The 25,216-nt window shown below is 67.6% G+C and carries 24 protein-coding genes; 15 read left to right on the top strand and 9 right to left on the bottom strand.

Going from position 1 to position 25,216, the window contains the following annotated elements; genetic code table 11:
• Positions 1 to 212 precede the first annotated feature (212 nt).
• Positions 213 to 1,193 (bottom strand): Bug family tripartite tricarboxylate transporter substrate binding protein, encoded by a 981-nt coding sequence (locus AC6CR5_RS23445; protein ID WP_238875089.1) that lies wholly within the window; start codon positions 1,191 to 1,193, stop codon positions 213 to 215.
• A 143-nt stretch (positions 1,194 to 1,336) separates the two neighbouring features.
• The gene (locus AC6CR5_RS23450; RefSeq protein ID WP_241072005.1) at positions 1,337 to 2,179 is read right to left on the bottom strand and encodes an alpha/beta hydrolase; all 843 of its coding nucleotides are present in this window, start codon (positions 2,177 to 2,179) and stop codon (positions 1,337 to 1,339) included.
• An 83-nt stretch (positions 2,180 to 2,262) separates the two neighbouring features.
• On the opposite strand from AC6CR5_RS23450, the gene AC6CR5_RS23455 reads away from it, so the two are divergent.
• The 3 genes from AC6CR5_RS23455 (at position 2,263) to AC6CR5_RS23465 (ending at position 5,180) form a co-directional block, all read left to right on the top strand.
• Positions 2,263 to 3,162 carry a LysR family transcriptional regulator gene (locus AC6CR5_RS23455; RefSeq protein WP_054446587.1) on the top strand — a complete coding sequence of 300 codons (900 nt, stop codon included), beginning with the start codon at positions 2,263 to 2,265 and terminating at the stop codon, positions 3,160 to 3,162.
• 188 nt (positions 3,163 to 3,350) lie between these two features.
• Entirely contained in the window at positions 3,351 to 3,857 is a 507-nt protein-coding gene (locus AC6CR5_RS23460) for a hypothetical protein (RefSeq protein WP_006388624.1), read from the top strand.
• Positions 3,858 to 3,986: 129 nt separating this feature from the next.
• A complete protein-coding gene (locus AC6CR5_RS23465) occupies positions 3,987 to 5,180 on the top strand; it encodes an MFS transporter (protein WP_006388625.1) in 1,194 nt (397 codons plus the stop codon).
• Positions 5,181 to 5,254: 74 nt separating this feature from the next.
• Here the strand turns inward: AC6CR5_RS23465 and gltX are convergent, their stop codons facing one another.
• A complete protein-coding gene (gene gltX / locus AC6CR5_RS23470; protein WP_026383210.1) occupies positions 5,255 to 6,661 on the bottom strand; it encodes a glutamate--tRNA ligase in 1,407 nt (468 codons plus the stop codon).
• Between the two features lie 120 nt (positions 6,662 to 6,781).
• Between gltX and AC6CR5_RS23475 the strand changes: the two genes are divergently transcribed.
• Complete coding sequence (locus tag AC6CR5_RS23475) at positions 6,782 to 9,223, top strand: bifunctional acetate--CoA ligase family protein/GNAT family N-acetyltransferase (RefSeq protein ID WP_026383211.1); 2,442 nt, start codon at positions 6,782 to 6,784, stop codon at positions 9,221 to 9,223.
• A 47-nt stretch (positions 9,224 to 9,270) separates the two neighbouring features.
• Here the strand turns inward: AC6CR5_RS23475 and AC6CR5_RS23480 are convergent, their stop codons facing one another.
• The 6 genes from AC6CR5_RS23480 to yjgA form a co-directional block, all read right to left on the bottom strand.
• Positions 9,271 to 9,963: a cysteine hydrolase family protein gene (locus AC6CR5_RS23480; RefSeq protein ID WP_049071161.1), complete on the bottom strand. Its 693-nt coding sequence runs from the start codon at positions 9,961 to 9,963 to the stop codon at positions 9,271 to 9,273.
• Between the two features lie 9 nt (positions 9,964 to 9,972).
• A complete protein-coding gene (locus tag AC6CR5_RS23485) occupies positions 9,973 to 10,809 on the bottom strand; it encodes an ABC transporter permease (RefSeq protein WP_006388629.1) in 837 nt (278 codons plus the stop codon).
• A gap of 3 nt (positions 10,810 to 10,812) precedes the next feature.
• A complete protein-coding gene (locus AC6CR5_RS23490; protein WP_006388630.1) occupies positions 10,813 to 11,625 on the bottom strand; it encodes an ABC transporter ATP-binding protein in 813 nt (270 codons plus the stop codon).
• Positions 11,625 to 12,632, bottom strand: coding sequence for an ABC transporter substrate-binding protein (locus AC6CR5_RS23495; RefSeq protein ID WP_437257178.1), 1,008 nt, complete (start codon positions 12,630 to 12,632; stop codon positions 11,625 to 11,627). Before AC6CR5_RS23495 ends, AC6CR5_RS23490 begins: the two co-directional genes overlap by 1 nt.
• Before the next feature lie 315 nt (positions 12,633 to 12,947).
• Entirely contained in the window at positions 12,948 to 13,625 is a 678-nt protein-coding gene (locus tag AC6CR5_RS23500) for an alpha/beta hydrolase (protein ID WP_006388632.1), read from the bottom strand.
• 15 nt (positions 13,626 to 13,640) lie between these two features.
• Complete coding sequence (gene yjgA, locus AC6CR5_RS23505; protein ID WP_006388633.1) at positions 13,641 to 14,189, bottom strand: ribosome biogenesis factor YjgA; 549 nt, start codon at positions 14,187 to 14,189, stop codon at positions 13,641 to 13,643.
• A gap of 58 nt (positions 14,190 to 14,247) precedes the next feature.
• Here yjgA and pmbA point away from each other — a divergent pair, with 58 nt between their 5' ends.
• From pmbA to AC6CR5_RS23560, 11 genes are all read left to right on the top strand, one after another.
• Complete coding sequence (gene pmbA / locus AC6CR5_RS23510; protein WP_006388634.1) at positions 14,248 to 15,612, top strand: metalloprotease PmbA; 1,365 nt, start codon at positions 14,248 to 14,250, stop codon at positions 15,610 to 15,612.
• A gap of 133 nt (positions 15,613 to 15,745) precedes the next feature.
• Positions 15,746 to 16,996 (top strand): TRAP transporter substrate-binding protein, encoded by a 1,251-nt coding sequence (locus AC6CR5_RS23515; protein WP_498085004.1) that lies wholly within the window; start codon positions 15,746 to 15,748, stop codon positions 16,994 to 16,996.
• A gap of 257 nt (positions 16,997 to 17,253) precedes the next feature.
• Entirely contained in the window at positions 17,254 to 18,408 is a 1,155-nt protein-coding gene (locus AC6CR5_RS23520; protein ID WP_020925257.1) for an ABC transporter substrate-binding protein, read from the top strand.
• Between the two features lie 249 nt (positions 18,409 to 18,657).
• Positions 18,658 to 19,539, top strand: coding sequence for a branched-chain amino acid ABC transporter permease (locus tag AC6CR5_RS23525; protein WP_006388637.1), 882 nt, complete (start codon positions 18,658 to 18,660; stop codon positions 19,537 to 19,539).
• A 2-nt stretch (positions 19,540 to 19,541) separates the two neighbouring features.
• Positions 19,542 to 20,408 (top strand): branched-chain amino acid ABC transporter permease, encoded by an 867-nt coding sequence (locus AC6CR5_RS23530; RefSeq protein ID WP_006388638.1) that lies wholly within the window; start codon positions 19,542 to 19,544, stop codon positions 20,406 to 20,408.
• Positions 20,401 to 21,189, top strand: a complete 789-nt coding sequence (locus AC6CR5_RS23535; RefSeq protein WP_020925256.1) for an ABC transporter ATP-binding protein — start codon at positions 20,401 to 20,403, stop codon at positions 21,187 to 21,189. The genes AC6CR5_RS23530 and AC6CR5_RS23535 overlap by 8 nt, the downstream gene beginning before the upstream one ends.
• Positions 21,186 to 21,899 (top strand): ABC transporter ATP-binding protein, encoded by a 714-nt coding sequence (locus AC6CR5_RS23540; RefSeq protein ID WP_006388640.1) that lies wholly within the window; start codon positions 21,186 to 21,188, stop codon positions 21,897 to 21,899. Before AC6CR5_RS23535 ends, AC6CR5_RS23540 begins: the two co-directional genes overlap by 4 nt.
• Positions 21,900 to 22,263: 364 nt before the next feature.
• The gene (gene rplM, locus AC6CR5_RS23545) at positions 22,264 to 22,692 is read left to right on the top strand and encodes a 50S ribosomal protein L13 (RefSeq protein WP_006217309.1); all 429 of its coding nucleotides are present in this window, start codon (positions 22,264 to 22,266) and stop codon (positions 22,690 to 22,692) included.
• 9 nt (positions 22,693 to 22,701) lie between these two features.
• The gene (rpsI, locus tag AC6CR5_RS23550) at positions 22,702 to 23,094 is read left to right on the top strand and encodes a 30S ribosomal protein S9 (protein WP_006388641.1); all 393 of its coding nucleotides are present in this window, start codon (positions 22,702 to 22,704) and stop codon (positions 23,092 to 23,094) included.
• A gap of 188 nt (positions 23,095 to 23,282) precedes the next feature.
• Positions 23,283 to 24,347: an N-acetyl-gamma-glutamyl-phosphate reductase gene (argC, locus tag AC6CR5_RS23555; RefSeq protein ID WP_498085005.1), complete on the top strand. Its 1,065-nt coding sequence runs from the start codon at positions 23,283 to 23,285 to the stop codon at positions 24,345 to 24,347.
• 40 nt (positions 24,348 to 24,387) lie between these two features.
• Entirely contained in the window at positions 24,388 to 25,134 is a 747-nt protein-coding gene (locus tag AC6CR5_RS23560; RefSeq protein WP_006388643.1) for a DUF6776 family protein, read from the top strand.
• The last annotated feature ends 82 nt before the right edge of the window (positions 25,135 to 25,216 follow it).

Genomic DNA, 25,216 nt, shown 5'->3' on the forward strand with positions numbered 1-25,216 from the left:
TGGCATTTGGGTGTCTTGCGTCGAGGCGAGGACGCTGCGCGCTGCTGGAGAGAGGGGTGTTGCTCGGGGGCAATGGCGCGGCGCGATCGTGATGGGAGGGGCTGGTGAATCCTGCGTCATCGCGCTTGATTCGATGGGCGCGATCTTTTGATGGTCTCTATATTGCGGCGCCCTCTATATATAGAGGGCGTTTCTTTATTTGCTGTGGGCGGTTACTGCGGCTGGATGCCGGAGATCTTGATCCATTCCTTCCAGCGGGCGGTGTCTTCCTTGACGAAGGTGTCGAAGCGGGCGGTGTCCATGGCTTCGGGGGTCAGGCCGAGGGCGCGGAGTTTGTCGGCGGTGGCGGGGTCGTTGACGGCGGCCTGGGTGGCGGCGTTCATCTTGGCGACGATGTCGGGCGGGGTGCCGGCGGGGGCGGAGATGCCGAGCCAGCCGGCGACGACGAAGTCGGGGTAGTAGGTCGACATGGTGGGGACGTCGGGCCAGGCGGGGTGGCGCTGGGCGGCGGTGACGGCGAGGGGGGTGAGGCCCTTGCCGTCGATCTGGCCCATGGCGGTCAGGTAGTCGACGAAGGCGAAGCCGATCTGCTTGCCGCGCAGGTCGGTGATGATCTGGGTGATGTTCTTGTAGCCGGCGGCGCCGATGTTGATGCCTGCGCGTTGCTTGAACAGTTCGGACGGCACTTGCGAGGACGAGCTGTAGTAGCCGAAGAAGACTTCGCCGGGATGCTTCTTGGCGTACTCCACCAGTTCCGGCACGGTGCGATAGGGGCTGTCGGGGGCGACGATGCCGACGGTGCCGAAGGTGCCGAGCATGCCGACCTGCGCGAAGTCCTTTTGCGCGTCGTAGGGCAGGCGCTTGTAGAGGAACTGGTTGGCGGCGTGGGTCGAGTTGGTGGACAAGAGGAAGGTGTAGCCGTCGGCGGCGGCGTTCCTGGCGGCGTTGGTGCCGACGATGCCGCCGGCGCCGGGGCGGTCTTCGACGATGACGGTCTGGCCGGTCTGTTTGCCCAGGAACTGGGCGAAGGTGCGGGCGGTGAGGTCGGCGGCGCCGCCGGCGGCGGATGGCACGATCAGCGTGATGGGTTTTTCGGGCCAGCCGGCGGCGTGCGTGGTGGCGGCCAGCAGCAGGCTGGCGGCGGCGAGCGCATGGCGCAGGAAGGCGCGGGGCGCGAGGGCGGTGAGGGTCATGCTTGTCTCCTGGGGCGGCGGTGGCGCCGTCATGTTCTATGGCTTGCGGGGTGTGTCATGGCGCGCTGAGCGCGGGCCGGGTGGATCTGCTTGGGGTTCGTTGGCGGATGTCGATGGTGTCCGGCGTGGGCGGGCGTCGCGGGTCAGCCGAACTGCTGGCGATACCAGTCGAGGATCGCGTCCGCGCCAACCTGCCATTGGTCGCCGTACATCATGCAATGGGGCTGTCCGGCGAGGACGGCGTGGGAAAAGCCGAACAGGCGCGCGATGGCGTGGTCCTGGCCGGGGGGATGGCGGTCGTGGGTGTCCAGGCCTGCCTCCAGGCACAGTCCGGGAGCGGCAATGGCGGCGGGGTCGACGGGCACGCGCAGCAGGTAGCGGTCGTTGAGCACGCGCGGGCTTTCGGGATTCAGGCGTTGGGTGACGGCGCTGACATCGCGTGTTGGAGTGGTGGCCAGGAAGCGGGCGCGGATCTCGCTGGCGGCGGGCGTGGCGCGCACGGCGTCGGCGGGCACCGGCGGCAGGCCCAGCGCGCCGGGCAGGTTGGCGGGCGGCGACGGCGCCATCAGCACCACGCCGGCAACGCGGCGTTGGCTGGCGGCCAGCAGCGCGGGCAGGGCGCCCATGCTGTGGCCCACCAGGACGGTGGGCGCGTCCAGCAGGTCGAGCGCGCTGACGACGTCGGCGGCCAGGTCCGCGATGCCCGTGTCGACGAAGCCGGGCGGCTGCGGTAAGGGGCCGTGGCCGCGCAGGTCGATGGCGGCGCAGGCCAGGCCGGCGCGGGCGAAATGGTCCAGGTAGTGCGCGTAGCACCAGGCGCCGTGATAGGCGCCGGGCACGAGCAGCAGGCCGGGCCTGCCGTTGGGCGCGGCGGCGGTCAGCAGCCGGCCCTGGCCGGCAACGCAGGCGGGCAGCCGGTCGGCGAGGCTGAAGTCGAGCGGATCGACGGCCTGGGCGCGGGCGGGGGAGAGAGTCGCGGTAGTCATTGCGGCCATGTTAAGTGCCGCCCTATGATGAGAAAACTTTATTTTTCCTATGGTTTGATAAGTTCATCAAATCGACTGCCGCGATGCCCGCCTTGCCCGAACTCTCGATTGCGCACTACCGCCACTTCCTGCTGGTGGCGGAATTGCGCAGCTTTCGCGCCGCCGCCGCGCGCGCGTTCCGCTCGCAGCCGGCGCTGTCGCTGTCGATCCGCGAAATGGAGCAACGCCTGGGCCAGCCGCTGTTCGAGCGCGGCAATGGCAACGCGCTGACGCGTTTCGGCCAGGACTGCCTGCCGCTGGCGCGCGAGCTGGTCGAGCACCACGATCGCGTGGCCGGCACGTTGGCGGGGCTGGCCGGCAACGAGGCCGGCACCCTGACCATGGCCTCGGTGGCGACGGTCGCGATGCACTGGTTGCCCGAGCTGGTGGCGGCCTATCGCGAGCGCTATCCGGCGGTGGCGCTGCGCCTGTTCGACGACAACTCGGAGGGCGTGGAACGCATGGTGCTGGCGGGCGAGGTGGAACTGGGGGTGTGCAGCCCGGTGCTGCGCGACCGACGGCTGGCGTTCGAGCCGCTGCTGCGCGACGCATTCGGGCTGGTCTGCCATCGCGGCCATCCCCTGGCGGGGCGCAAGTCCGTGACCTGGCGCGAGATCGCCGGGCTGCCGCTGGTGGGCACGGTGGCCCATCGCCAGTTGGCGGACTATCCGCAGGCCGCATTCATGATGGAGCGCCAGGTGTTCGTGTCGAACATGATGTCGCTGTTGGCGATGCTGGAGCGCGGCGTGGGCGTGACGGTGCTGGCGCGGTTGGGGGTGCCGCCGGATTCGCCTGGTCTGGTTTTCGTGCCGCTGGCCCGGCCGCGCATCGAACGCGAGCTGGGCATCACCCGGCTGGCTGGCCGCCACCTGTCGCCGGCCGCCGCGCGCATGGAGGAAATGCTGCGCGCCAAGGCCGCGCGCGGTGGTCGCAGTGTCGCTTGAAACCAACGCATTTTTGCGCGTTGAGGCCTTAAAACACGGGGTTTTCGGCAAGGACTGTTGCGCAATTGCACACGCCGCCGATCGTCGTTGATTCTTCACCAGCGCATCTTTAGAGTGCGTGATGTTTGCTGCGCGGGGGCGTGCCGGTTTGAGCGGCGCGGCGCGTCGACAGACGTGTTGAGGAAGTCATGAGCAGTGTGTATTTGCGTTCGGCGGGCGTGGCCTGCGCCCTTCTGATCCTGGCCGGCTGCGCCGCCCGGAAACCCGCCTCCATCACCGAGGCCCAGCCGGAGGGCCCGCCCAAGCCGGCCGCGTGCGTACCGGCGAAAAGCGGCGATCCCATGATAGGCACCTGGTATTCGAACTCCAGGCCGAAGGGCGTCAGCGGTGACTTCCAGGCGCTCACGGTGCTGTACGCCGACGGCCGCATGGCCTACGAAACCCAGCTGAAGATCGGCCGCAAGACGCGCCCGGCGCTGCGCGAGACCGGTTGCTGGAGCGTGGTGGACGGCGTCTACACGATGCAGACCACGCAATCGAACGGCGAGATCGTCGACGCCGCCGATCCGATCTACGTCAACCGCTACCGTGTCGAGAAAGTCGAGCAGGCCAAGCTGACGCTGCGGGAACTCAAGAGCGGCGGCCAGGTCGTTACCGCGCGCCGCATGCCGCAGGGCTACCGCCTGCCGTATTGATCCCGGTCCGGCCGGCCCGGCCGGCAACCCGACGTTGCGCCGGACGGACGGAATCCGCCGGCCGGCGTCGCCAAGCGGGCGCGCCTGCGGTAAGGTGCGGACTTCGTCCTCCATCCCCGCCGGCCTTCCATGCCCGCCCTCTCTTCCGAAGCGCGCGCCATCGCGCTGCTCGCCCTGGCCGCTTTCGTCAGCGCCAGCGCCTTTCGTATCTGTGATCCCATGTTGCCGCAGTTGGCCGCCGAGTTCGGCGCCACCACTGGCCAGGCCGCGCGCGCGGTGACCGCGTTCGCCGTGGCCTACGGCGTATTGCAGATGTTCTTCGGCCCGGTGGGCGACCGCTACGGCAAGTATCGCGTGGTCAGCGTGGCGACGTTTGCCTGCGCGCTGGGCAGCGCCGGCGCGTTCGTGGCCGAGTCGCTGGACGTGCTGGTGTTCTGCCGCGCCCTGTCGGGCGCGGCGGGGGCCGGCATCGTGCCGCTGTCGATGGCCTGGATCGGCGACACCGTGCCGTACGAAAGGCGCCAGGCGACGCTGGCGCGCTTCCTGACCGGGACCATCCTGGGCATGGCGGCCGGACAACTGGCCGGCGGCCTGTTCGCCGACACCCTGGGCTGGCGCTGGGCCTTCGCGGCGCTGGTGGTCGGCTACCTCGTGGTGGGCACGCTGCTGCAGCTGGAGGTGCGGCGCCAGCGCGCGCTGGGATTGGGCGTGGTCGACCCCAACGCGCCGCGCCAGGGCTTCGTGGCGCAGGCGCGGCTGGTGCTGGGCACGCCCTGGGCGCGGGTGGTGCTGGCCACGGTGTTCATCGAGGGCCTGCTGGTGTTCGGCGCCCTGGCGTTCGCGCCGTCGTACCTGCATGAGCGCTTCGATATCTCGCTGACCGCGGCCGGCGCCCTGGTGGCGGTGTACGCCGTGGGCGGGCTGCTGTACACCGTGGTGGCGGGCCGCGTCCTCAAGCGCCTGGGCGAACGTGGCCTGGCGGTCGCGGGCGGGCTGGTGCTGGGCGTGGCGTTCCTGTCGTACCTGCTGGGGCCGGTGTGGTTATGGAGCCTGCTGGCCAGCGTGCTGGCGGGCTTCGGCTACTACCTGCTGCACGCGACGCTGCAGACCAACGCCACCCAGATGGTGCCGTCGGCGCGCGGCACGGCGGTGGCCTGGTTCGCGTCCTGCCTCTTCATGGGGCAGGCGGCCGGTGTGGCGCTGGCCGGTTCGGTGGTGGACGAGGCCGGCGCCGCGGTGCTGTTCGGCGGCTCGGCCGTGTTGCTGCCGCTGCTGGGCGCGTTCTTCTCGCGGGCCTTGAAGGCGCGTCCCAAGGCCGCCTGATACACCCTCTGCGCGATGAAAAAAAGCCCCGAACGGCCAGGCCGGACGGGGCTTTTTCGCGGGCGGATGCCCGCTCAGATCGCGGCCAGGCGCTGGAGCACGACGTCCTTGCCCAGCAGGGCCAGCACCGCGTCCACCGCGGGCGTCTGGGTCTGGCCGGTGACGGCCACGCGCAGCGGGATCGCCAGTTGCGGCATTTTCAGGCCGCGATCGGCCAGCACTGCCTTGATCAGCGCCGAGATGGCCTCGCGGGTCCAGTCGGTGCCCTGGGCGCGCCGGGCGAAATCGGCCAGCGCCTCGCGCGCGGCGGCGGTCAGGTGCTGCTCGACCAGCTCCGGCGCGGCCGGCTGGAAGGCGCCGCAGAACAGCATGGCGCCGTCGGCCAGCTGTTCCAGGGTCTCGGCGCGGTCCTTGAGCAGGCCCATCACCCCCGGCAGGTCGATCTTTTCCGGATGGCCGCCGCGATGGGCGACGCGCGGCGCCACGCGTTCGGCCAGTTCGGCGTTGTCCATCTGCTTGATGTAGTGGGCGTTGACCCAGTTCAGCTTCTTCGGATCCCACTGCGAGGCCGACTTGGACAGGTGGCGGGTGTCGAACCATTCCACCAGCTGGTCGCGGCTGAAGAGTTCGTCGTCGCCGTGGCTCCAGCCCAGGCGCGCCAGGTAGTTGATCATGGCCTCGGGCAGGTAGCCCTCGTTGTCGTACTCCATGACATTGACCGCGCCGTGGCGCTTGGACAGCTTTTCGCCGTCCGGGCCGAGGATCATGGGCACGTGGCCGTATTCGGGCAGGGTGGCGCCCAGCGCGCGCAGGATGTTGATCTGGCGCGGGGTGTTGTTGACGTGGTCATCGCCCCGCAGCACGTGGGTGATGCCCATGTCCCAGTCGTCCACCACCACGCAGAAGTTGTAGGTGGGGGTGCCGTCCGGGCGCGCGATGATCAGGTCGTCCAGCTCGGTATTGTCGAAGCTGATGGGGCCCTTGACCATGTCGTTCCAGGCGGTGGCGCCGTCCTGGGGGTTCTTGAAGCGCACCACCGGCTTGCGGCCTTCGGGCACCGGCGGCAGGGTCTTGCCGGGCTCGGGGCGCCAGGTGCCGTCGTAGCGCGGCTTGTCGCCGCGGGCGCGGGCTGCTTCGCGCATGGCCTCGACTTCCTCGGGCGAGCTGTAGCAGTGGTAGGCGGTGCCGGCGGTCAGCATCTGCGCCACCACTTCGCGGTAGCGGTCCATGCGCTGCATCTGGTAGAACGGGCCTTCGTCCGGCTGCATGCCGAGCCAGTCCATGCTGTCCAGGATGGCCTGCACCGCTTCCGGCGTGGAGCGTTCGACGTCCGTGTCTTCGATGCGCAGCACGAAGGTGCCCTTGTGGTGGCGCGCGAAGGCCCAGGAGAACAGCGCGGTGCGGGCGCCGCCCAGGTGCAGGAAGCCCGTGGGCGAAGGCGCGAAGCGGGTACGGATGGGGGAGGAGGCGTTGGAAGTCATAGGTGGCAATGATAGCGGCTGCGGCGCCGCGAATGCGGCGTCGGACTGGCCCGGATCAAGCGGACGGCGGGGTTGTCTTGTTACGATGGACGCTATTTTAGATTAGTGCCTGTTCCCGCCATGCTGCGACACGCTCTTGCCCCGATGTTCGAACCCGGTTCGCTGGTGATCGTCGCCGATCGGCCGCTGCCGGCGGCGACGTCGCTGCCACCCGCGCTCAAGGCGAAAACCACGGTGGTGGCCTGCGACCCTGGCGCCGCGCCCGACTTGCCGGAGACGCTCCAGGGCTTGGCCGCTGGCGAGCGGCCCGATCTGGCCCTGGTTTGCGTTTCGCCGGCCGTGCTGCCCGAGACCCTGCGCCGGCTGTCCCCGCTGGCCCCGCGCTCGGTCATCCTGTTGCCGCACGAGCTGCCCGACCCTTACCCGCGCGGCACGCTGGCGTTGTGCCGCGCCTGGGCCGAGGAAAACCGCTGCGAATTGCTGGGGCCGCGCTCGTTCGGCGCCCAGCGCCCGCATGCCGGCCTGAACCTGAGCCAGCATCCGGTGCTGGCGCGCGCCGGCCGCGTGGCGCTGCTGGCGCAGTCGCGCTCCATCATGGCCGCCGTCATGGACTGGGCCGAGGACGTGCATATCGGCTTTTCCACCGCCGTGTCGCTGGGCGACGAGGCGGTGGTGGGCCTGTCCAAGGTGCTGGACTACCTGGCCAGCGATCCTCGCACCGACAGCATCGTGCTGTACCTGGAAGACGTCGGGCCGGCGCGCGAGTTCATGAGCACGCTGCGGGCCGCGGCCAGCGTCAAGCCGGTCATCGTGCTCAAGGCCGGCCGCGCCGACACCGACAGCGCCGACGCCATCTTCGACGCCGCGCTGCGGCGCGCCGGCGCGGTGCGGGTGCGCTACTTCGTGCAGCTGTTCTCGGCGGTCAAGGTGCTGGGCTACACGCGCCGGCCCAAGGGGCGGCGGGTGGCGCTGATCTCCAACGGCAGCGGGCCTCCGCAGCTGGCCATGGACCTGATCGGCCCGGACGCGGCGGTGCTGCGCGCCGAGCTGGCGCCGGCCACGCAGCGCGCGCTGGCGGCAATGCTGGAGCCGGACGCGGCCAGCGCCAATCCTGTCATCACCTACGTGCCGCTGACGCCGGAACGCATCCGCGCCATCCTCGACGTGGTGCTGGACGACGCCGGCGTGGACGGCGTGCTGGTGCTGCTGGCGCCCGACGCGCTGGCCGACATGCCGGCGGTGGCGCGCGAGCTGGCGCAGATCGCGCCCAAGGCCAGAAAGCCCGTGGTCACCTGCTTCATGGGCGACGCCGGCATGCGGCCGTTGCGGCGCATGCTGGACGACGCCGGCACCTCGGCGTTCCGCACGCCCGAGTCCGCTGCCGACGCCTTCGGCGTGCTGGCCACGCACCACTACAACCAGCAACTGCTGTTGCAGACCCAGCCGCCCGAGCCGGCCACCCATGTGCCCGACCTGGCCGCCGCGCGCGAGATCCTGGCGCGGGTGCGGGCCGATTGCCGGCGCGAACTGAATACCTCCGAGGTCCGCGCGCTGCTGTCCCTGTTCTATGTCCCCTTGCGCGACATGCCGCTGGACGTGGCGGCGGCCGAACCGGAATCCCGCCCCATGGCGATCCGCGTACGGCGCGATCCGCAGTTCGGGCCGGTCATCCGCTTCGGCGCCGGCGGCCCGGACGCGGTGCTGTCGCAATCGGACCGCGGCATCGACCTGCCGCCGCTCAACGGCTTCCTGGCGCGCCAGATGATCGAGCGCAGCCGGCTGTGGCGCCGGGTGCTGGCGCCGCGTGTCGGCCACCTGGCCGCCGAGGCCTTGCAGCAGGCGCTGGTGCTGGTCTCGGAGATGGTGTCGGAGCTGCCGGACATCGAAACGCTCGACATCGACCCACTGTATGCCGGCGAGACCCATCTGCGCGCCGGCGGCCTGCGCATGACGCTGGCCGAGAAGCCGGGCTGCGAAACGCCCCAGACCGCCGGCTATCCGCACATGGCGATTCACCCGTACCCGGCGCGCCTGGTGCAGGTGCGCCGCTTCGCCGATGGCATTCCGTGGGTGCTGCGGCCGATCCGCCCCGAGGACGGCCAGCCGCTGCAGGATTTCATCCGCGGCCTGTCGGAACGCTCGCGCTACATGCGCTTCGTGTCGATGATGCGCGAGCTGACGCCGCGCATGGTGTCGCGCTACACCCAGGTGGACTACCACCGCGAGCTGGCGCTGGTGGCCGCCACCCAGGTGCCCAACCCGGCCAACCGCGGCCATCCGCACGAAGTGCTGGTCGGCTTCGCGCACTACCTGCGCAACCCCGACGGGCGCGGCGCGGAATACGCGCTGGTGATCGGCGACGACTGGCAGCGGCGCGGCCTGGGCCGCCAGCTGATGACGGCGCTGATCGACGCGGCGCGCGAGCAGGGGCTGGAATACATCGACGGCCTGGTGCTGTCGACCAACCGGCCGATGCTGGCGCTGATGACCAGCCTGGGCTTCACCAACGATCCGGATCCGGAAGACCCGACCATGCGGCGGGTCTGGCTCAACCTGCGCTGAGCGCCGCGGCCGGCGCGGGCCCGCGCCCGGCCGTGGCCATGCCGGCTTCAGGCCGTCTTGCGCGCGGCCTGGGCTGGCCGCAGCCGCGTCGCCACTTCATCCACCGACAGCACGTCGCCGAAGAACAGCAGCCAGCCATGCAGGGCGTTTTCGTGTTCGGCCGGCGTCACCGCGGCCAGCGCGTCGTCCACCATGATGGTGCGGAAGTCGCGCATCATCGCGTCGCGCGCGGTCGATTCGCAACAGACGTTGGTGACCGTGCCGGCGATCAGCAGCGTGTCCACGCCGCGTCCGCGCAGCAGCGGCTCCAGTTCCGACGAGCCTGTGGCCATGGCGCTGTAGAAGCGCTTGGTCACGCGCAAGTCGCTGTCGGCCGGCCGCAGGTCCGGATGCAGCGCGAAACCCGGCGCATCGCGGCGCAGGGTTTCCAGGCGCCGGGCGCTGCGCTCGGGCGTCAGCATCACGCCATGGTGGTGCGACCAGAAGGCGTCGGCGTTGTCGGACGCGGTCTGCACCCAGACCACCGTGCCGCCGGCCGCGCGCACCGCGTCGCACAGGCGGTTGACCGGCGCGATGATGTCGCGCGCCGCGGCGCATTCGCCCTGGTAGCCGGGCAGCGTGAAGTACTGCTGCATGTCGATCACCACCACCGCGGTGCGGGCGCCGGGCAGGCTGTCGTAGGGATGCAGGCAGCCCTGGCGGGCGATGACGCGGTCCTGCACCCATTGCGGAATCTGCATGGCGGTTCCTTATCCGTAGCGCCGCGCCACGGCGGCTTCGATGCGGTACACCACCAGGTACATGACGCTGGAGATCAGCGCCAGCATGGCGATGGCGGTCATGACGATGTTCAGCTTGAAGACCTGGCTGCCGTTCATGATGAGAAAGCCCAGGCCCGAGTCGGCCGACTGGAATTCGCCCACGATGACGCCCACCAGCGCCAGGCCGATGTTCATCTTCACCGCGGCGATCAGGGTCGGCACGCTGCCGGGCAGCACCACCTTGGTCAGCACCTGCCAGCGGCTGGCGCCGAAGGTGCGGGCCAGCTTGACCTTGTTCAGGTCGATGGCGCGAAAACCGGCGTACACCACCATGATGGTCACGAACACGGCGATTGCCACAGCCATGCCGTAGACCGCGTAGTCCGACCCCAGCCACAGGTAGAAGATCGGCACGAAGGCGATCTTGGGCATGGCATTGGCCACCACCAGGAACGGATCCAGCACCTTGTACAGGAAGTCCGACCACCACAGCGCGGCGGCGACGATGATGCCGATCACCATGCTGAGCGTGAAGCCCACCAGCGTGGCCGACAGCGTGGTGGCGATGTGGCGCGCCAGGTTGCCCTGGCTCCACAGTTCCAGGAAGGTCGGCCACAGCGCGCTCGGATAGCTGGTCAGCAGCGGGTTCAGGATGTGCATGCGCGGCAGGATCTCCCAGGCGCACAGGAACACCACCAGCAGCAGCGCCTGGGCGATGCGGATGTGGCGCCGGCGGGCGCGGTCGCGCCGCAGGTAGTCCAGGTACTTCTGGCTGGGCGCGGGCACGGCGCGCAGCGGCACGGTGTTGGCGATCGGTGCGTTCACGGCTCAACCCTCCACATGGACGTCCAGCTCGTCCCAGAGCTGCTTGAAGTAGGCATTGAATTCCGGCCGCGAGCGGGCCTGGAACGGCGTGGGGCGCGCGCCGTCGCCGTAGTGGATGCGGTACTGGCTCTTGAGCCGGCCGGGCCGGCGCGACAGCACGATGACGCGGTCGGTCATGGCGATGGCCTCGCCGATGTCGTGCGTCACCAGCACCACCGTCTTGCCCTCGCGCCGCAGGATGTCGACGACCTCGTCGGAGATCGCCAGCCGGGTCTGCGAATCGAGCGCCGAGAATGGCTCGTCCAGCAGGATCACGTCGGGCTCGGTCACCAGCGTGCGCGCCAGCGCGGCGCGCTGGCGCATGCCGCCCGACAACTGGCGTGGCGTATGCGACAGGAACGCGCCCAGTCCGCACTTTTCCAGCAGGTGCACGGCCCGCGCCTCGCTGCGCGCATCGCGCCGGCCCTGGATCTCGGCGCCCAGCATGACGTTGTCCAGAATGGTGCGCCACTCGAAAAGATAATCCTGCTGCAGCATGTAGCCGATGCGCGGATTGGGTTCGGTGACCGCCTGGCCGTCGATCATCACCGTGCCCGAGGTCGGCGCGTGCAGGCCGGCGATCAGCGACAGCAGCGTGCTCTTGCCACAGCCGCTCTGGCCGATCAGGCTGACGAATTCGCCCGGCGCCAGCGCGAACGACACCTGCGACAGCGCTTCGGTCTCGCCTTCCGGCGTGAAGTAGCTCAGGCAGACATCGCGCAGTTCGATCTTGGCGGTGGCCGGGTCCGGCTTGAGGTTGTGGACGACGGCGCTCATCACGGCACCTTCCTGGCGAAGTCCGCCACCACCACATCCTCGTATTTGACCCGGGCGCCGTCCTTCATCACCGCGCTGGCGACCAGCATGTCCTGCAGCCGGTTCATGGCCTCGGCCGTCACCAGCGGCGTGGTCTTCCAGATCTGGTACTGCTTGTAGCGCTCGATCGCGTCGGTCACCGCGGCCGCATCCATGCCGGGGAAGTAGCTCATGATCTGCGGCGCCAGCGTGGCCGCGGGCGTGTCCTTCACGTACTTTTCCGCGCGCGCCACCACGTTGGTCCAGGCCTGGATCACCTTGGGGTTGTCGCGGATGTACTTGTCGGTGGCGGTGAAGACCGTGTAGTCCACCTGGCCGACCTCATGGCCGACCGAGGCCACGATGTAGCCCTTGCCGTTGCGCACCAGCTCGCCGGCCTCGGGTTCCAGGAAGATGCCGTACTCGCCCTGGCCGGCCATCCAGGCGCCGGCGCGGGCGGGGATGCCGATGTTGTTGAGCAGCTTGACGTCCTTCTGCGGGTCCAGGCCGTGCTTGCGCAGCGCGGTCTCCAGGAACACGATGGGGTTCGACCCGGGCCGAAAGCCGATCACCTCCTTGCCCTTGAGCATGCTCCAGTCGAACTTCTCGACCGGCTTGCGCGCCAGCAGGAAGAAGCCGTCGGTGGCGGTCAACCCGGCGAAGATCTTCGGCTTGACCGGCGATTCGCTGTTCTGCACGTAGATCGAGGCCTCGGGGCCGATCAGTACGATGTCGGCGCTGCCCGAGAGCAGGGCGGTCATGCCCTTGTCGGTGCCCTGCGAGGTCTTCATGGACACGTCCAGCCCGGCATCCTTGAAGTAGCCCTGCGACAGCGCGACGTACTTGGGCACGTACAGGATCGAGCGCACCACCTCTTCGTAGCGCACCTTTACCGGGGGATTGAGGGCTTCGCCGTGGCTGGCGAACGGGGCGAGGACGGCGGCAAGCAGCGCCACCGCTGCCAGGCGAGGCAATGGCAAGGGCTTCACGGGACTTTCTCCTGCGTCTGAATGCCTCGCCGAAACCCGGCGCGACACGGCCAATGGGATGGATCGACTGCAACAACAGGGAAGCCCGAGGCGATTGCGATCGGGCCGATACGGCTTGGATTGAATACTATATTCAACCTAGGCGAGCAGCAAGCGTTTTAGTATTGTCGTTTTTCTCTATGGACGAGCGAAGCCGGGCCCCGGAAAATTCGGGGCTGGAATACCACTTGGTATACAAAGCAGGGAATCCCCGTGCGAACGGCCCGGAGAATCCGGACCCGGGGGAGGGTGGCGGCGCGGCGCGCGCCGCCGGAGTTACACCAGCACCTGGTTCAGAAAGCGCGAGATGTCGGCCACTTCCTCGGCGCAGACCGAATGCGGCATGGGGTAGGTGTGCCAGCGCACGTCGTAGCCCAGCCGTTCCAGTTCGGCCCGCGAGGCCTCGGCGCGCGGCAGCGACACCACCGGGTCATACAGGCCGTGGGCCAGGAAGATGGGAGTGCGCTGGTTGGCGGGAGCGCGCTCGGCCTCGGCGCTGTCCAGCAGCGGCAGGTAGCCCGACAGGCCCATCATGCCGGCCAGCTTGTCCTGCAGACGCAGGCCGGTGTGCAGGGTCATGGCGCAGCCCTGCGAGAAGCCCGCCAGCACGATGTTCGAGGTCGGGATGCCGCGCGCGTTCTCGCGCGCGATCAGCTTGTGGATCGCGGCCTCCGAGGCGCGGATGCCCTTGGCGTCTTCCACCCGCACCAGATCCATCACCAGGATGTCGTACCAGGAACGCATCGCCATGCCATTGTTGATGGTGACGCGCTGCACGGGAGCGTTGGGAAATACGAAGCGCACGCCCAGGCCGGCCGGCAGGTCCAGTTCCGGCACGATGGGCGCGAAGTCGTTGCCGTCGGCGCCCAGGCCGTGCAGCCAGATCACGGCGTGCGTGGGATTGGAGGCGGTTTCGATCTCGATGCAATCGAGCAGGTCGGTGGGGGCGTTCATGGACGGCGGGCGCAATCAGTGGGTGAGGGTCTTGAGGGCCTGGAACAGGGCGCGATAGTGCTTCTTCTGCGGTTCCTGGCCTTGCAGCAGCGAGGCGTTGGCCAGCTTTTCCTTGCGGGCGGCGCGAATCACCGCGCGTAGCTGCTGCACATCCGCTTGCGGATTGTCGTTCAGCAGCTTGGTCAGCGCGTCGTCGTCGTCGAGCAGGCGGTCGCGCAGGGTTTCCAGGCGGTGCATGGCCGCGGTTTCCTCGCGCGAGCCGTTTTCCCACACGTCGAGCTGGGCGCGGATCTCGTCGGCGGGGGCGTCGCGCATCAGCTTGCCCACGAAGTGGGTCTGGCGGCGGCGGCCTTCGCGGCTGGTGGTGCGCTGCGCCTCGCGGATCGCCTCGTAGAGGCGTTCGGCCAGGGGCAACTGCTTGAGGCGTTCGGGGGACAGTTCGATCAGTTGCTTGCCCAGGTCCAGCAGCGCGTGCATTTCACGCTTGACCTGGGACTTGCTGGGACGATCGTAGCCGTTCTCGTCGTAGCCGTCGGAGGATTCTTCTTCGATGTGGGAATTCATGGAAAACTGCGCAATGACAGACTTGGCTATGATAACCGTCTCTGCAAATTGGACAGCAATGGTCAAATCCTCCTCCTCCTTGCCGCTGGCGGCCAATCACGCGCGTTTTTCCGAACTCGTCGAGCAAACCCTGGCCTACGCGCGCCAGATCGGCGCCTCGGACGCCGCGGCCGAAGTCTCCGAAAGCCTGGGCCTGTCGGTATCGGTGCGCAAGAACGACATCGAGACCGTCGAACAGACCCGTGACCGCTCGCTCGACCTGACGGTCTACGCCGGCCAGAGCCGCGGCTCCGCCTCGACCTCCGACTTCTCCGAAGCCGCGCTGCGCCAGACGGTCGAAGCCGCCTGGCACATCGCCCGCCACACTGCCGCCGATCCGGCCGCCGGCCTGCCCGACGCCGACCAGTTGGCCACCGAATTCCCCGACCTCGACCTGCATCGCGCCTGGACGGTTTCCACCGAGGAAGCCGCCGAGCTGGCGCTGCGCGCCGAACGCGCCGCGCGCGAGGTCGATGCCCGCATCACCAATACCGACGGCGCCACGGTCGGCACCTACGAAGGCCAGTTCGTCATGGGCAACACCCGTGGCTTCCTGGGCGGCTACCCGTATTCGCGCCACAGCCTGTCGGTGGCGCCCATCGCCGGCCGCGGCAACGGCATGCAGCGCGACTACTGGTACACCTCCGAGCGCGATCCGGCCAAGCTGGCCACGCCCGAGGCCGTCGGCCGCTACGCCGCCGAGCGCACGCTGTCGCGCCTGTCGGCGCGCCGCATCCGCACCGGCAAGTTCCCGGTCCTGTTCGAGGCGCCGCTGGCGCTCGGCCTGGTCGGCGCCCTGACGCAGGCCGCCAACGGCGGCGCGCTGTACCGCAAGGCCAGCTTCCTGCTCGACGCCCTGGGCAAGCCGATCTTCCCCGAACACATCAACCTGACCGAAGACCCGCACATCCGCGGCGCCATGGGCAGTTCGCCGTTCGACGACGAAGGCGTGCGCACCCGCAAGCGCAACGTGGTCTCGGCTGGCGTGCTGGAAGGCTATTTCCTGTCCTCCTACACCGCGCGCAAGCTCGGCATGCAGACCACCGGCAACGCGGGCGGTTCGCACAACCTGGTCTTCAGCTCCACGCTGACGCGCCGTGGCGACGATTTCGAGGCGATGCTCAAGAAGATGGGCACGGGCTTCCTGGTCACCGAGCTGATCGGACAGGGCGTGAACTACGTCACCGGCGACTATTCGCGCGGCGCGTTCGGCTATTGGGTCGAGAACGGCCAGATCCAGCATGCGGTGCAGGAAGTCACCATCGCCGGCAACCTGTCGGACATGTTCCGCCAGATCGTCGCGGTGGGCGCCGACACCATCTCGCGCGGCACCAAGACCACCGGTTCGATCCTGATCGAACAGATGGCGATCGCCGGCACCTGACCCGGCAACCGCGTCACAACGCTCTTTGCAATCCTTGACCGCTCGGGAATTCCTCTAGCCGTCAGCGGCGATGGCAACGTGTAATATCCGGCGGGTATTGCTCAAACTGGTATCGCTGTAGAGGAGCAAAGAGATGCAACGACGTTCATTCTTGAAGCAGGCCGGCCTGGGCGCCGTGGCGGCGGGGGCGGCGGTCAGCGCTCCCGCCCTGGCGCAGGATTCCCCCTCGATCAGCTGGCGCCTGGCGTCCGGCTTTCCGGCGGCGCTGGACCTGCGCTTCGGCGCTGGCGAGATTTTCCGCAAATTCGTCTCCGATGCCACCGGCGGCAAGTTCAGCATCAAGCAACTGGCCGAAGGCGAGGTCGCGCCCGCGGCGCAACTGATGGACGCGGTCGGCGCCGCCACGGTCGAATGCGCCCACGTGTCATCAGGCATCTACTTCGCCAAAAACCCCGCCTTCTGCTTCGATTCGGCGGTGCCGTTCGGGCTGGACGCGGGCCAGATGAATGCCTGGATGCTCGAAGGCGACGGCCTGCGCCTGATGCGCGAACTGTTCAAGGCGCAGAAGATCATCAACTTTCCGCTCGGCAACACCGGTTCGCAGATGGGCCTGTGGTCCAACCGCGAGATCAAGCGCGCGACCGATTTGAAAGACTTGAGGATGCGCGTCGACGGCCTGGCGGCGCAGGTGCTGGCGCATCTGGGCGTGCTGCCGCAGCAGACCGGCGCGGCCGCGCAGGCCAATGACGGGAAGGGCGCCGAGGCCGCCCAGGATGCCAAGCCGGCAGAAGCCGCCAAGGATCCCAAGGACGCCAAGCCGGCGGAGGGCAGCAAGCCGACCGAGGCCGCCAAGTCCGCCGACGCCGCCAAGTCCGCCGACGCCGCCAAGCCCGCCGAGGCCGCTGCCAAGGCGGGCCCGGACGCCGTGGCCGGCGCCGGCGCCTACGACGACGGCAAGCTCGGCCTGAACAAGGCTGCCAGGTTCTATTACGGCCCCAGCTGGTGGGCCGCCAGCGAACAGCTGTCGCTCTATATCAATGAAGAGGCCTGGGCCAAGCTGCCCAAGCACTACCAGGCGGTGGTCGAAGCCGCCGCTCTGGCCGCGCATGCGCGCACCACGGCGGCCTACGCCGCCCGCAATCCGGCCGCGCTGGCCCAACTGGTCGCGGCCGGCGCGCAGGTGCGCGCCTTGCCGCGCTCGGTCATGGATGCCGCGTTCGAGGCGACCCAGCAGGTCTACAAGGACCTGGGCGAGAAGGACCCGAAATTCAAGGCGATCCACGACAACTACATGGGTTTTCGCGACAACGCGATGCCCTGGCTCCGCTTGACCGAGGGCGCCTACGACCAGTACCTGGGCGTGGCGCTGTCCGCTCGCAGTTGATGGCAGGTCCGGATGCCGAATGGCATTCGGTTGGAGGTGGGGTTTTCGCTGATAACCCCGTGTTTTTTACAAAAAAATGGGCGGTTTTGCTCCTTTTGTTGAACGGCATTCGAGTTTCGGCCTGATACAAAGGAGTAATATCCCGGGTCTTGACGCGCAAACGTGACGCCTTCAGGCGCCATTGGACGTCAATCCGGCGGGAACATCCCGGCCTGGATAACCAACATTCCGAGACAGACTTTAAGGTGGTATCAACCATGCAATCCAAGACCAAGAAGCTGCTGGCCGCGCTGATCGCCGCCGGTATCGTCCCGGCTGCCCATGCGGCCGACATCAAGCTGGGCGTGGCCGAGGCCCTGTCGGGCGGCGCCGCTCAGTACGGCGTGTCGATCCGCAACGGTTTCCAACTGGCCGCTGACGAGATCAACGCCGCGGGCGGGATCAATGGCAACAAGATCGTGCTGGTGGTCGAGGACGAGCAAGGCAAGAAAGAAGAAGCCATCAACGTCTTCAAGAAGCTGATCTTCAAGGACAACGTCCTGATGGTGTTCGGCCCGACGCTGTCGAACTCGGCCCAGGCCGCCGACCCGATCGCCCAGGCCGCCAAGACGGTCGCCTTCGGCACCTCCAACACCGCCGACGGTATCACCTCCATCGGCAACTACGTGTTCCGCAACTCGGTCACCGAAGCCGACGTGCTGCCCGCCACCATCTCCACCGTCAAGGCCAAGACCGGCCTGAAGAACGTGGCGGTGCTGTACGGCAACGACGACGTCTTCACCAAGAGCGGCTACGACAACTTCAAGAAGGCCCTGGAAGACCAGAAGATCCCGGTCACCACGACCGAAACGTTCGCCAAGGGCGACGTCGACTTCAAGGCCCAGCTGACCAAGATCAAGGGCACCAACCCCGACGCCATCGTGCTGTCGGCGCTGTTGGCCGAAGGCGCCCCGATCATGGTGCAGGCCCGCCAGCTGGGCCTGAACGTGCCCGTCATCGGCGGCAACGGCATGAACTCGGTCAAGATCTTCGACCTGGCCCCCGGCGGCGCGTCGAACAACCTGTGGATCGGCAGCCCGTGGTCGATCGAGAACAAGGCCCCCGAGAACGTCAAGTTCATCGACGCCTACAAGGCCAAGTTCAACGGCGCGCCCGACCAGTTCGCCGCGCAGTCGTACGACGCCATGTACATCGTCGCCCAGGCCCTGAAGAACACCAAGATCTCCGGCGAACTGGCCAAGGACCGCGCCGCCCTGCGCGACGCGCTGCCCTCGGTGCAATGGACCGGCGCCACCGGCGCCTTCAAGTTCCGCCAGGCCACCGACCGCGCCGGCAAGCCCGCCGGCTACGACGCCGACCAGGCGCCGATCGTCAGCGTGACCAAGGACGGCAAGTACGTCATCGAGAAGTAAGCAGTCAGCATCCCCGCGCGGGGGGATGCGCCTTGCGGACGGCGGCCAGCTGTCGTCCGCAAGGCGCTTTTTATCGTAGGACTCCCCAGGAATAGAACGGCTCTCTCAGGGCGGCAGGTCCACGCAATGCGCGGCGTGGAAGGCCTTACACAGGCCTGCCCCGAGTCCCGAAGCCGTGCCTGGCGAGCGGCAAGTCCACGCAGGGGGCGCGGCGTGGGGGCTCTTTTTTGATTTGGAATATGTCCCATCATGTTGGAACAACAATTCGTTAACGCCTTGTCGCTGGGCTGTGTGTACGCACTGTTCGCGCTGGGCTTCACGCTGGTATTCGGCGTGCTCGGGGTGATCAACCTCGCGCATGGCGCCGTCTTCATGGTGGGGGCCTACGCGGCGCTCTCCGTGGTGCAGCATTTCGGCCTGCCCCTGTGGGCGGCGCTGATGGTGGCATTTTTCGTCGCCGGCTTCACCGGGGTCATCATCGACTACCTGGTGCTCAAGCCGCTGCGCAAGCGTAATGCCCCCCACCTGATCCCCATGATCGCCACGATCGGCGTGGGCATCATCCTGAACAATGGCGCGCAAGGCATCTTCGGCGCCAGCAACCTGCGCTTCCCGCACGGCACCGTGCCCGAGGAAGTGATCGAGATCGCCGGCCTGCACCTGACCGTGATCGAACTGGGCATCATCTTCCTGTCGTTCGCGCTGATGGCCCTGCTGATGTTCGTGATGCGTCGCACGCAGTTCGGCCGCGCCCTGCGCGCCATTGCCGAATCGCCCAAGGCCGCCTGGCTGCTGGGCATCAACGTCGAAAAGCTCTTCATCACCACCTCGTTCGCCGCCGCCGCCCTGGGCGGGGTCGCGGGCGTGCTGATCGGCCTGTACTCGAACGCGCTGTTCCCGCTGATGGGCCAGCCGATGCTGCACAAGGGCATCGCGGTCATCATCCTTGGCGGCATGGGCGACATTCGTGGCGCCATGCTGGGCGGGCTGTTCCTGGGCTTCGCTGAAGTGCTGTCGGTGGCCTATATCGGCTCCACCATGCGCGACGCGGTGGCATTCGGCCTGCTGTTCCTGATCCTGCTGGTGCGCCCGCAAGGTCTGTTCGGCAAAGTGGTTCAACGCAAGGCTTGAGTATGAGCGGATTCGAAAACTTCTGGGCCATCTATGGCAACCTGGTGCTGACGCTCGGCACCAACGCCCTGCTGGCCCTCTCCATCTGGCTGACGCTTGCCTGCGGCATGCTGGCCATGGCCAATGCGGCCTTCATGGGCATCGGCGCCTACGCGGCGGCGTTGCTCACCATGAACTACGACGTCTCGTTCCCGGTCGCGCTGGCCGGTGGCATGGCGGCGCCGGCCCTGGTGGCGGCGCTGATCGGCTTGCCGACCTTGCGGCTGTCAGGGGTCTATCTCGCCATGGCCACGCTGGGTTTCGGCGAAGTGGTGCGGGTGACGGTGCTGAACACCGAGTCGATCACCGGCGGCGCGCTGGGCCTTAACGGCATTCCGCAGCTGACGCAGTGGTGGCACGTCATCCTGGCGGTCGTCATCGTGCTGTTCGTGCTGTGGCGCGTGCGCGCCTCGAAGATCGGACGCGCCTTCGAGGCCATCCGCGGCGACGAGACCGCGGCCGGCCTGATGGGCATCGACGTGCGCGCCAACAAGATGCTGGCCTTCGTGGCTGGCGCGATGATCGCCGGCCTGGCCGGTGCGCTGAATGCGCACCTGACCTTCTTCATCGGCCCCAACGAATACGGCTTCGACCGTGGCGTTGAAATCCTGACGATGGCCATCCTGGGCGGTATCGGCGGTCTGGCCGGTCCGGTGCTGGGCAGCTTCATCATCACCGTGCTGCCCGAGCTGCTGCGCGGGTTCGCAGATTTCCGCCTGGTCATCAACGGAGTGATCCTGGTGGTGATTGTGCTTTTCCTGCCGCAAGGCATCTGGGATCCGGCGCGCTTCAAGCGCTGGATGCGTCAAGGAGGCAAGCGCCATGCTTGAGCTGACCTCCGTTTCCAAGAGCTTCGGCGGCCTGCACGTGCTGCATGACGTCAGCCTGTCGGTGCCCGAAGGCGCGATCTTCGGCCTGATCGGCCCCAACGGCGCCGGCAAGACCACGGTGTTCAATCTGATCACCGGCCTGCTGCCGCCCAGCGGCGGCGGCATCGCCTTCAATGGCGAAAGCCTGCTGCGTCGCAAGCCGCACGCCATCACCCGCATGGGCATCGCCCGCACCTTCCAGAACATCCGTCTCTTCAAGGAGATGACGCTGCTGGAGAACGTGGTGGTGGGCGCCTACCGCCACATGAACTACGGCTTCCCCAGCCTGCTGCTGGGCCTGCCGGGCTACCGCGAGCACGAAAAGCGCGCCCGCGAGCGCGCCCACGAGTTGCTGACGTGGATGCGCCTGGACCACAAGGCCAACGACCTGGCCGACAACCTGTCGTACGGCGAGCAGCGCCGCCTGGAGCTGGCGCGCGCGTTGGCCACCGAGCCCAAGCTGCTGCTGCTGGACGAGCCGGTCGCCGGCATGAACACCGGCGAGCGCGCCGAGCTGATGCGCGAGATCCTGGCGATCCGCGACCGCGGCTACACCATCCTCATGATCGAGCACGACATGCGCTTCGTGATGGGGCTGTGCGAGCGCATCGCGGTGCTGAACTTCGGCAAGATCATCGCTTGCGGCGGGCCTGAAGAGATCCGCAACAACGAGCAGGTCATCGAGGCCTACCTGGGCCGCGAGGACGACGACGACATCGACAACGCGGAGGCCGCACAATGAGCAGCGCAATGCTGGAAGTCCGCGGACTCGAGGTCAACTACGGCCATATCGAAGCCGTCCGCGGCATCGACCTGGACCTGGAAGCCAAGGAAATCACCGCCCTGGTCGGCGCCAACGGCGCCGGCAAATCGACCACGCTGCTGGCGCTGTCGGGCCTGCTGCCCAAGGCGCGCGGCAAGATCCTGTTCGAAGGCGAGGACGTCACCAACCTGGCGCCGCACCAGCTGGTGGCGCGCGGCATCGTCCAGGTGCCTGAAGGCCGGGCCATCCTCACCACCATGACCGTGTTGGAAAACCTCGAGCTGGGCGCCTACCGCCGCGGCCTGAAGAACATCGATTCGGACCTGGAATACGTCTTCAACCTGTTCCCGCGCCTGAAAGAGCGGATCACCGGCATCGCCGGCAACCTCTCCGGCGGCGAGCAGCAGATGCTGGCGATCGGCCGCGCCCTGATGGCCAAGCCGCGCCTGTTGCTGCTGGACGAACCGTCGATGGGCCTGGCGCCGATCGTGGTGCAGGAAATCTTCCGCTCGCTGCGGGCCATCAACGCCGACGGCCTGACCCTGTTCCTGGTCGAGCAGAACGTGCGCCAGGCGCTCAAGATCGCCCAGCACGGCTATGTGCTGGAGAACGGCGCCATGGCGCTGTCGGGCACCGGTCGCGGGCTACTGGGCCACCCGCGGGTGCTGGAAGCCTATCTGGGCGCATGATCCGCGCGGCGGAACGGGCAAGGGGCGCCGGAGCGCGCTGGCGGGGTTCCCGGCGGCGCGCACTTGCGTCCCCTTTAAAAATGCGACAGTCGTTTCCCTCGGAACGGCTGTCCATCCACCTGGATTCGATCGCGGCTGCCCACTTTTTGAGCATCCGTGGTAGAATTTCAGGCTTTCCCTCATTTTGACCATTGCACGGGCGGGTAATAACGCTTAGGCGGGACGTCGATAGGGACCGTGGGTTGGCTGAAACCCGGCACTGAAACCCAGTTGCTGGAAAGATGCCGGCTCCATTGTCTAGTTGAGGGAAAAAGCCTGGCTGGATCGTCCAGTCAGAGACCATTTTTCATATCTAGGAACCATCATGAAGACCTTTGTGGCCAAGCCGCATGAAGTCCAACGTGACTGGTTTGTGATCGACGCCAAGGGCAAAGTCCTCGGTCGTGTGGCCAGCGAAGTCGCACGTCGTCTGCGTGGCAAGCACAAACCTGAATTCACGCCGCACGTTGATACCGGCGATTACATCGTCATCATCAACGCTTCCGATATCGTCGTTACCGGTACCAAGGCGAAGGACAAGAAGTACTTCCGCCACACCACGTACCCGGGTGGTATCCGCGAAACGAACTTCGAGAAGATGCAAGAGCGTTTTCCCGGTCGCGCCATTCAGAAGGCCGTCAAGGGCATGCTGCCCAAGGGTCCTCTGGGCTACGCCATGATCAAGAAGCTGAAGGTCTATGCCGGTGCCGAGCACCCGCACACCGCCCAGCAGCCCAAGACGCTGGATATCTAAGGAAACGCCATGATCGGTAACTGGAACTACGGAACCGGCCGTCGCAAAACTTCGGTGGCTCGCGTTTTCATCAAGAAGGGCACCGGCAAGATCGTCGTCAACGGCAAGCCCGTCGACGAGTTCTTCGCCCGTGAAACCGGCCGCATGGTCGTGCGCCAGCCGCTGGAACTGACCGGCCACCTGGAATCGTTCGACATCAAGGTCAACGTGCACGGCGGCGGTGAAACCGGCCAGGCCGGCGCAGTCCGTCACGGCATCACGCGTGCCCTGATCGACTACGACGCGACCCTGAAGCCCGCGCTGTCGCAAGCTGGTTTCGTGACCCGCGATGCCCGCGAAGTCGAACGCAAGAAGGTCGGCTTCCGCAAGGCGCGCCGTCGCAAGCAGTTCAGCAAGCGTTAATCGCTGCGAAAAAAGCCCGCCTCGTGCGGGCTTTTTTTTACATCCCGGGGCCCAGGCCCCGCCCAGGCCCGCGGAACTCCGCGGGCTTCGTCCGGTCGGACATCGGTCGCCGCGCGGTTTCCGGCGTGGCGGCAAGGCCGGTTGTCCGAGCGATACAATCGAGCCTCGTTCTACGAAGAGCACACATCATGGCCCAAGCATCGAACTCCCGTATCAAGGTTGGTATCGTCGGCGGCACCGGTTACACCGGCGTCGAACTGCTGCGCTTGCTGTCGCAGCATCCCCATGTGGAATTGACCGCCATCACGTCCCGCAAGGAAGACGGGCTGCCGGTGGCCGACATGTACCCGAACCTGCGCGGCCGCGTGCAGATCGCCTTTTCCTCGCCGGAAAAGGCCACGCTGACCGACTGCGACGTGGTGTTCTTCGCCACGCCCCACGGCGTGGCCATGGCCCAGGCCCAGGAACTGATCGCCGCCGGCACCAAGGTCATCGACCTGGCCGCGGACTTCCGCCTGCAGGACGTGCCCACCTTCGAACGCTGGTACAAGATTCCCCATACCTGCCCGGACATCCTGGCTGAATCCCAGTACGGCCTGGTCGAGCTGAACCGCGAAGCCATCGCCAAGGCGCGCGTGATCGGCAACCCGGGCTGCTACCCGACCACCGTGCTGCTGGGCCTGGCCCCGCTGCTCGAGGGCGGCAAGCAACTGGTCGATGCGCAGACCCTGATCGCCGACTGCAAGTCGGGCGTGTCCGGCGCCGGCCGCAAGGCCGAAGTCGGCTCGCTGTTCTCCGAGGCATCCGACAACTTCAAGGCCTACGGCGTGGCCGGCCACCGCCACCATCCCGAAATCGTTGCCCAGCTCGAGAAGATCGCCGGCGGCAAGGTCGGCCTGACCTTCGTGCCGCACCTGGTGCCGATGATCCGTGGCATGTACTCGACCATCTACGCGCGCATCAAGCCCGAGGCGCGCGACACCGACTTCCAGGCCCTGTTCGAGCAGCGCTACGCCGACGAAGCGTTCGTCGACGTCATGCCCGCTGGCAGCCTGCCCGAGACGCGCTCGGTGCGCGCTTCCAACAACCTGCGCATCGCACTGTCGCGCCCGGGCGGCGGCGACCAGCTCATCATCATGGTGGTGCAGGACAATCTGGTGAAGGGCGCGGCCGGCCAGGCCGTGCAAAACATGAACCTGATGTTCGGCTTGCCCGAGACCGTCGGCCTGGACCAGGTCGCGATCCTGCCCTGATGTCCGGCCGGGCTGGCGGTTTGCCGCCGGCCCGCTCCCCATGTCCAACGATTCCTCCGCGACGCCTCGAACTTCCCGTGCCGGCCTCGGCCTGCGGGTCGCCGCCGGCGTGCTGGCCGGTGTGCTGGCGGGCGCGGCGGCGGGCTATTACTACGCGCGCGGCGTCTACCAACCCAAGGACGCCGTCGTGCTCAGCGCGGCGCAGGTCGAGACGCGCGACGAAGCCATGCGCCAGCAGGCGGTGCAATTGCGCTACCTGCGCGGCCAGCTCGATACCGCCGACGGCGAGCTGGTGATCGAGCGCTCGGCGCGCCAGGAACTCGAAACCCAGCTGCACGCCGCGCAGGCCGAGATCGGCCGCGTGCGCGACCAGTTGGCGTTCTATGAACAACTGCTGCCGCCGGGGCCCGAAGGCACCGTGGACATCCGTGGCGCCCAGATCGACCGCGAAGGCGGCGGGCTGCGCTACAAGGTGCTGCTGATGCGCAGCGGCCGCAATGGTGCCGCCCCGTTCGCCGGCACGCTGCGGTTCCAGGCCGTCGGCACGCTCAAGGGCGAAACCGTCACCGTGGACCTGGCGCCGATGCAGGTCAAGGCCGAAAGCGGTCCCGTGCCCGCCACCGGCGAAACCACCACCGCGGCGTCGCTGGCCTTGCAGTTCGACCAGTACCAGCGCAGCCAGGGCGTCCTGGCCGTGCCCGAGGGATTTGTCCCCGAAAGCGTCACCATCAGTGTCCTGGAGGGCGATGTGGTCCGCGCCTCCCGCAGCGTCAAGCTCGAACTTTGAGTCCGGGCGGCGCTGCGCTATAGTGACTACATGCGAGCGGCGCAGCCGCTCATCGGAATACGGCCCCAGCGGCCAGGAGTGA

The sequence above is a fragment of the Achromobacter sp. EG18 genome (assembly GCF_059759395.1).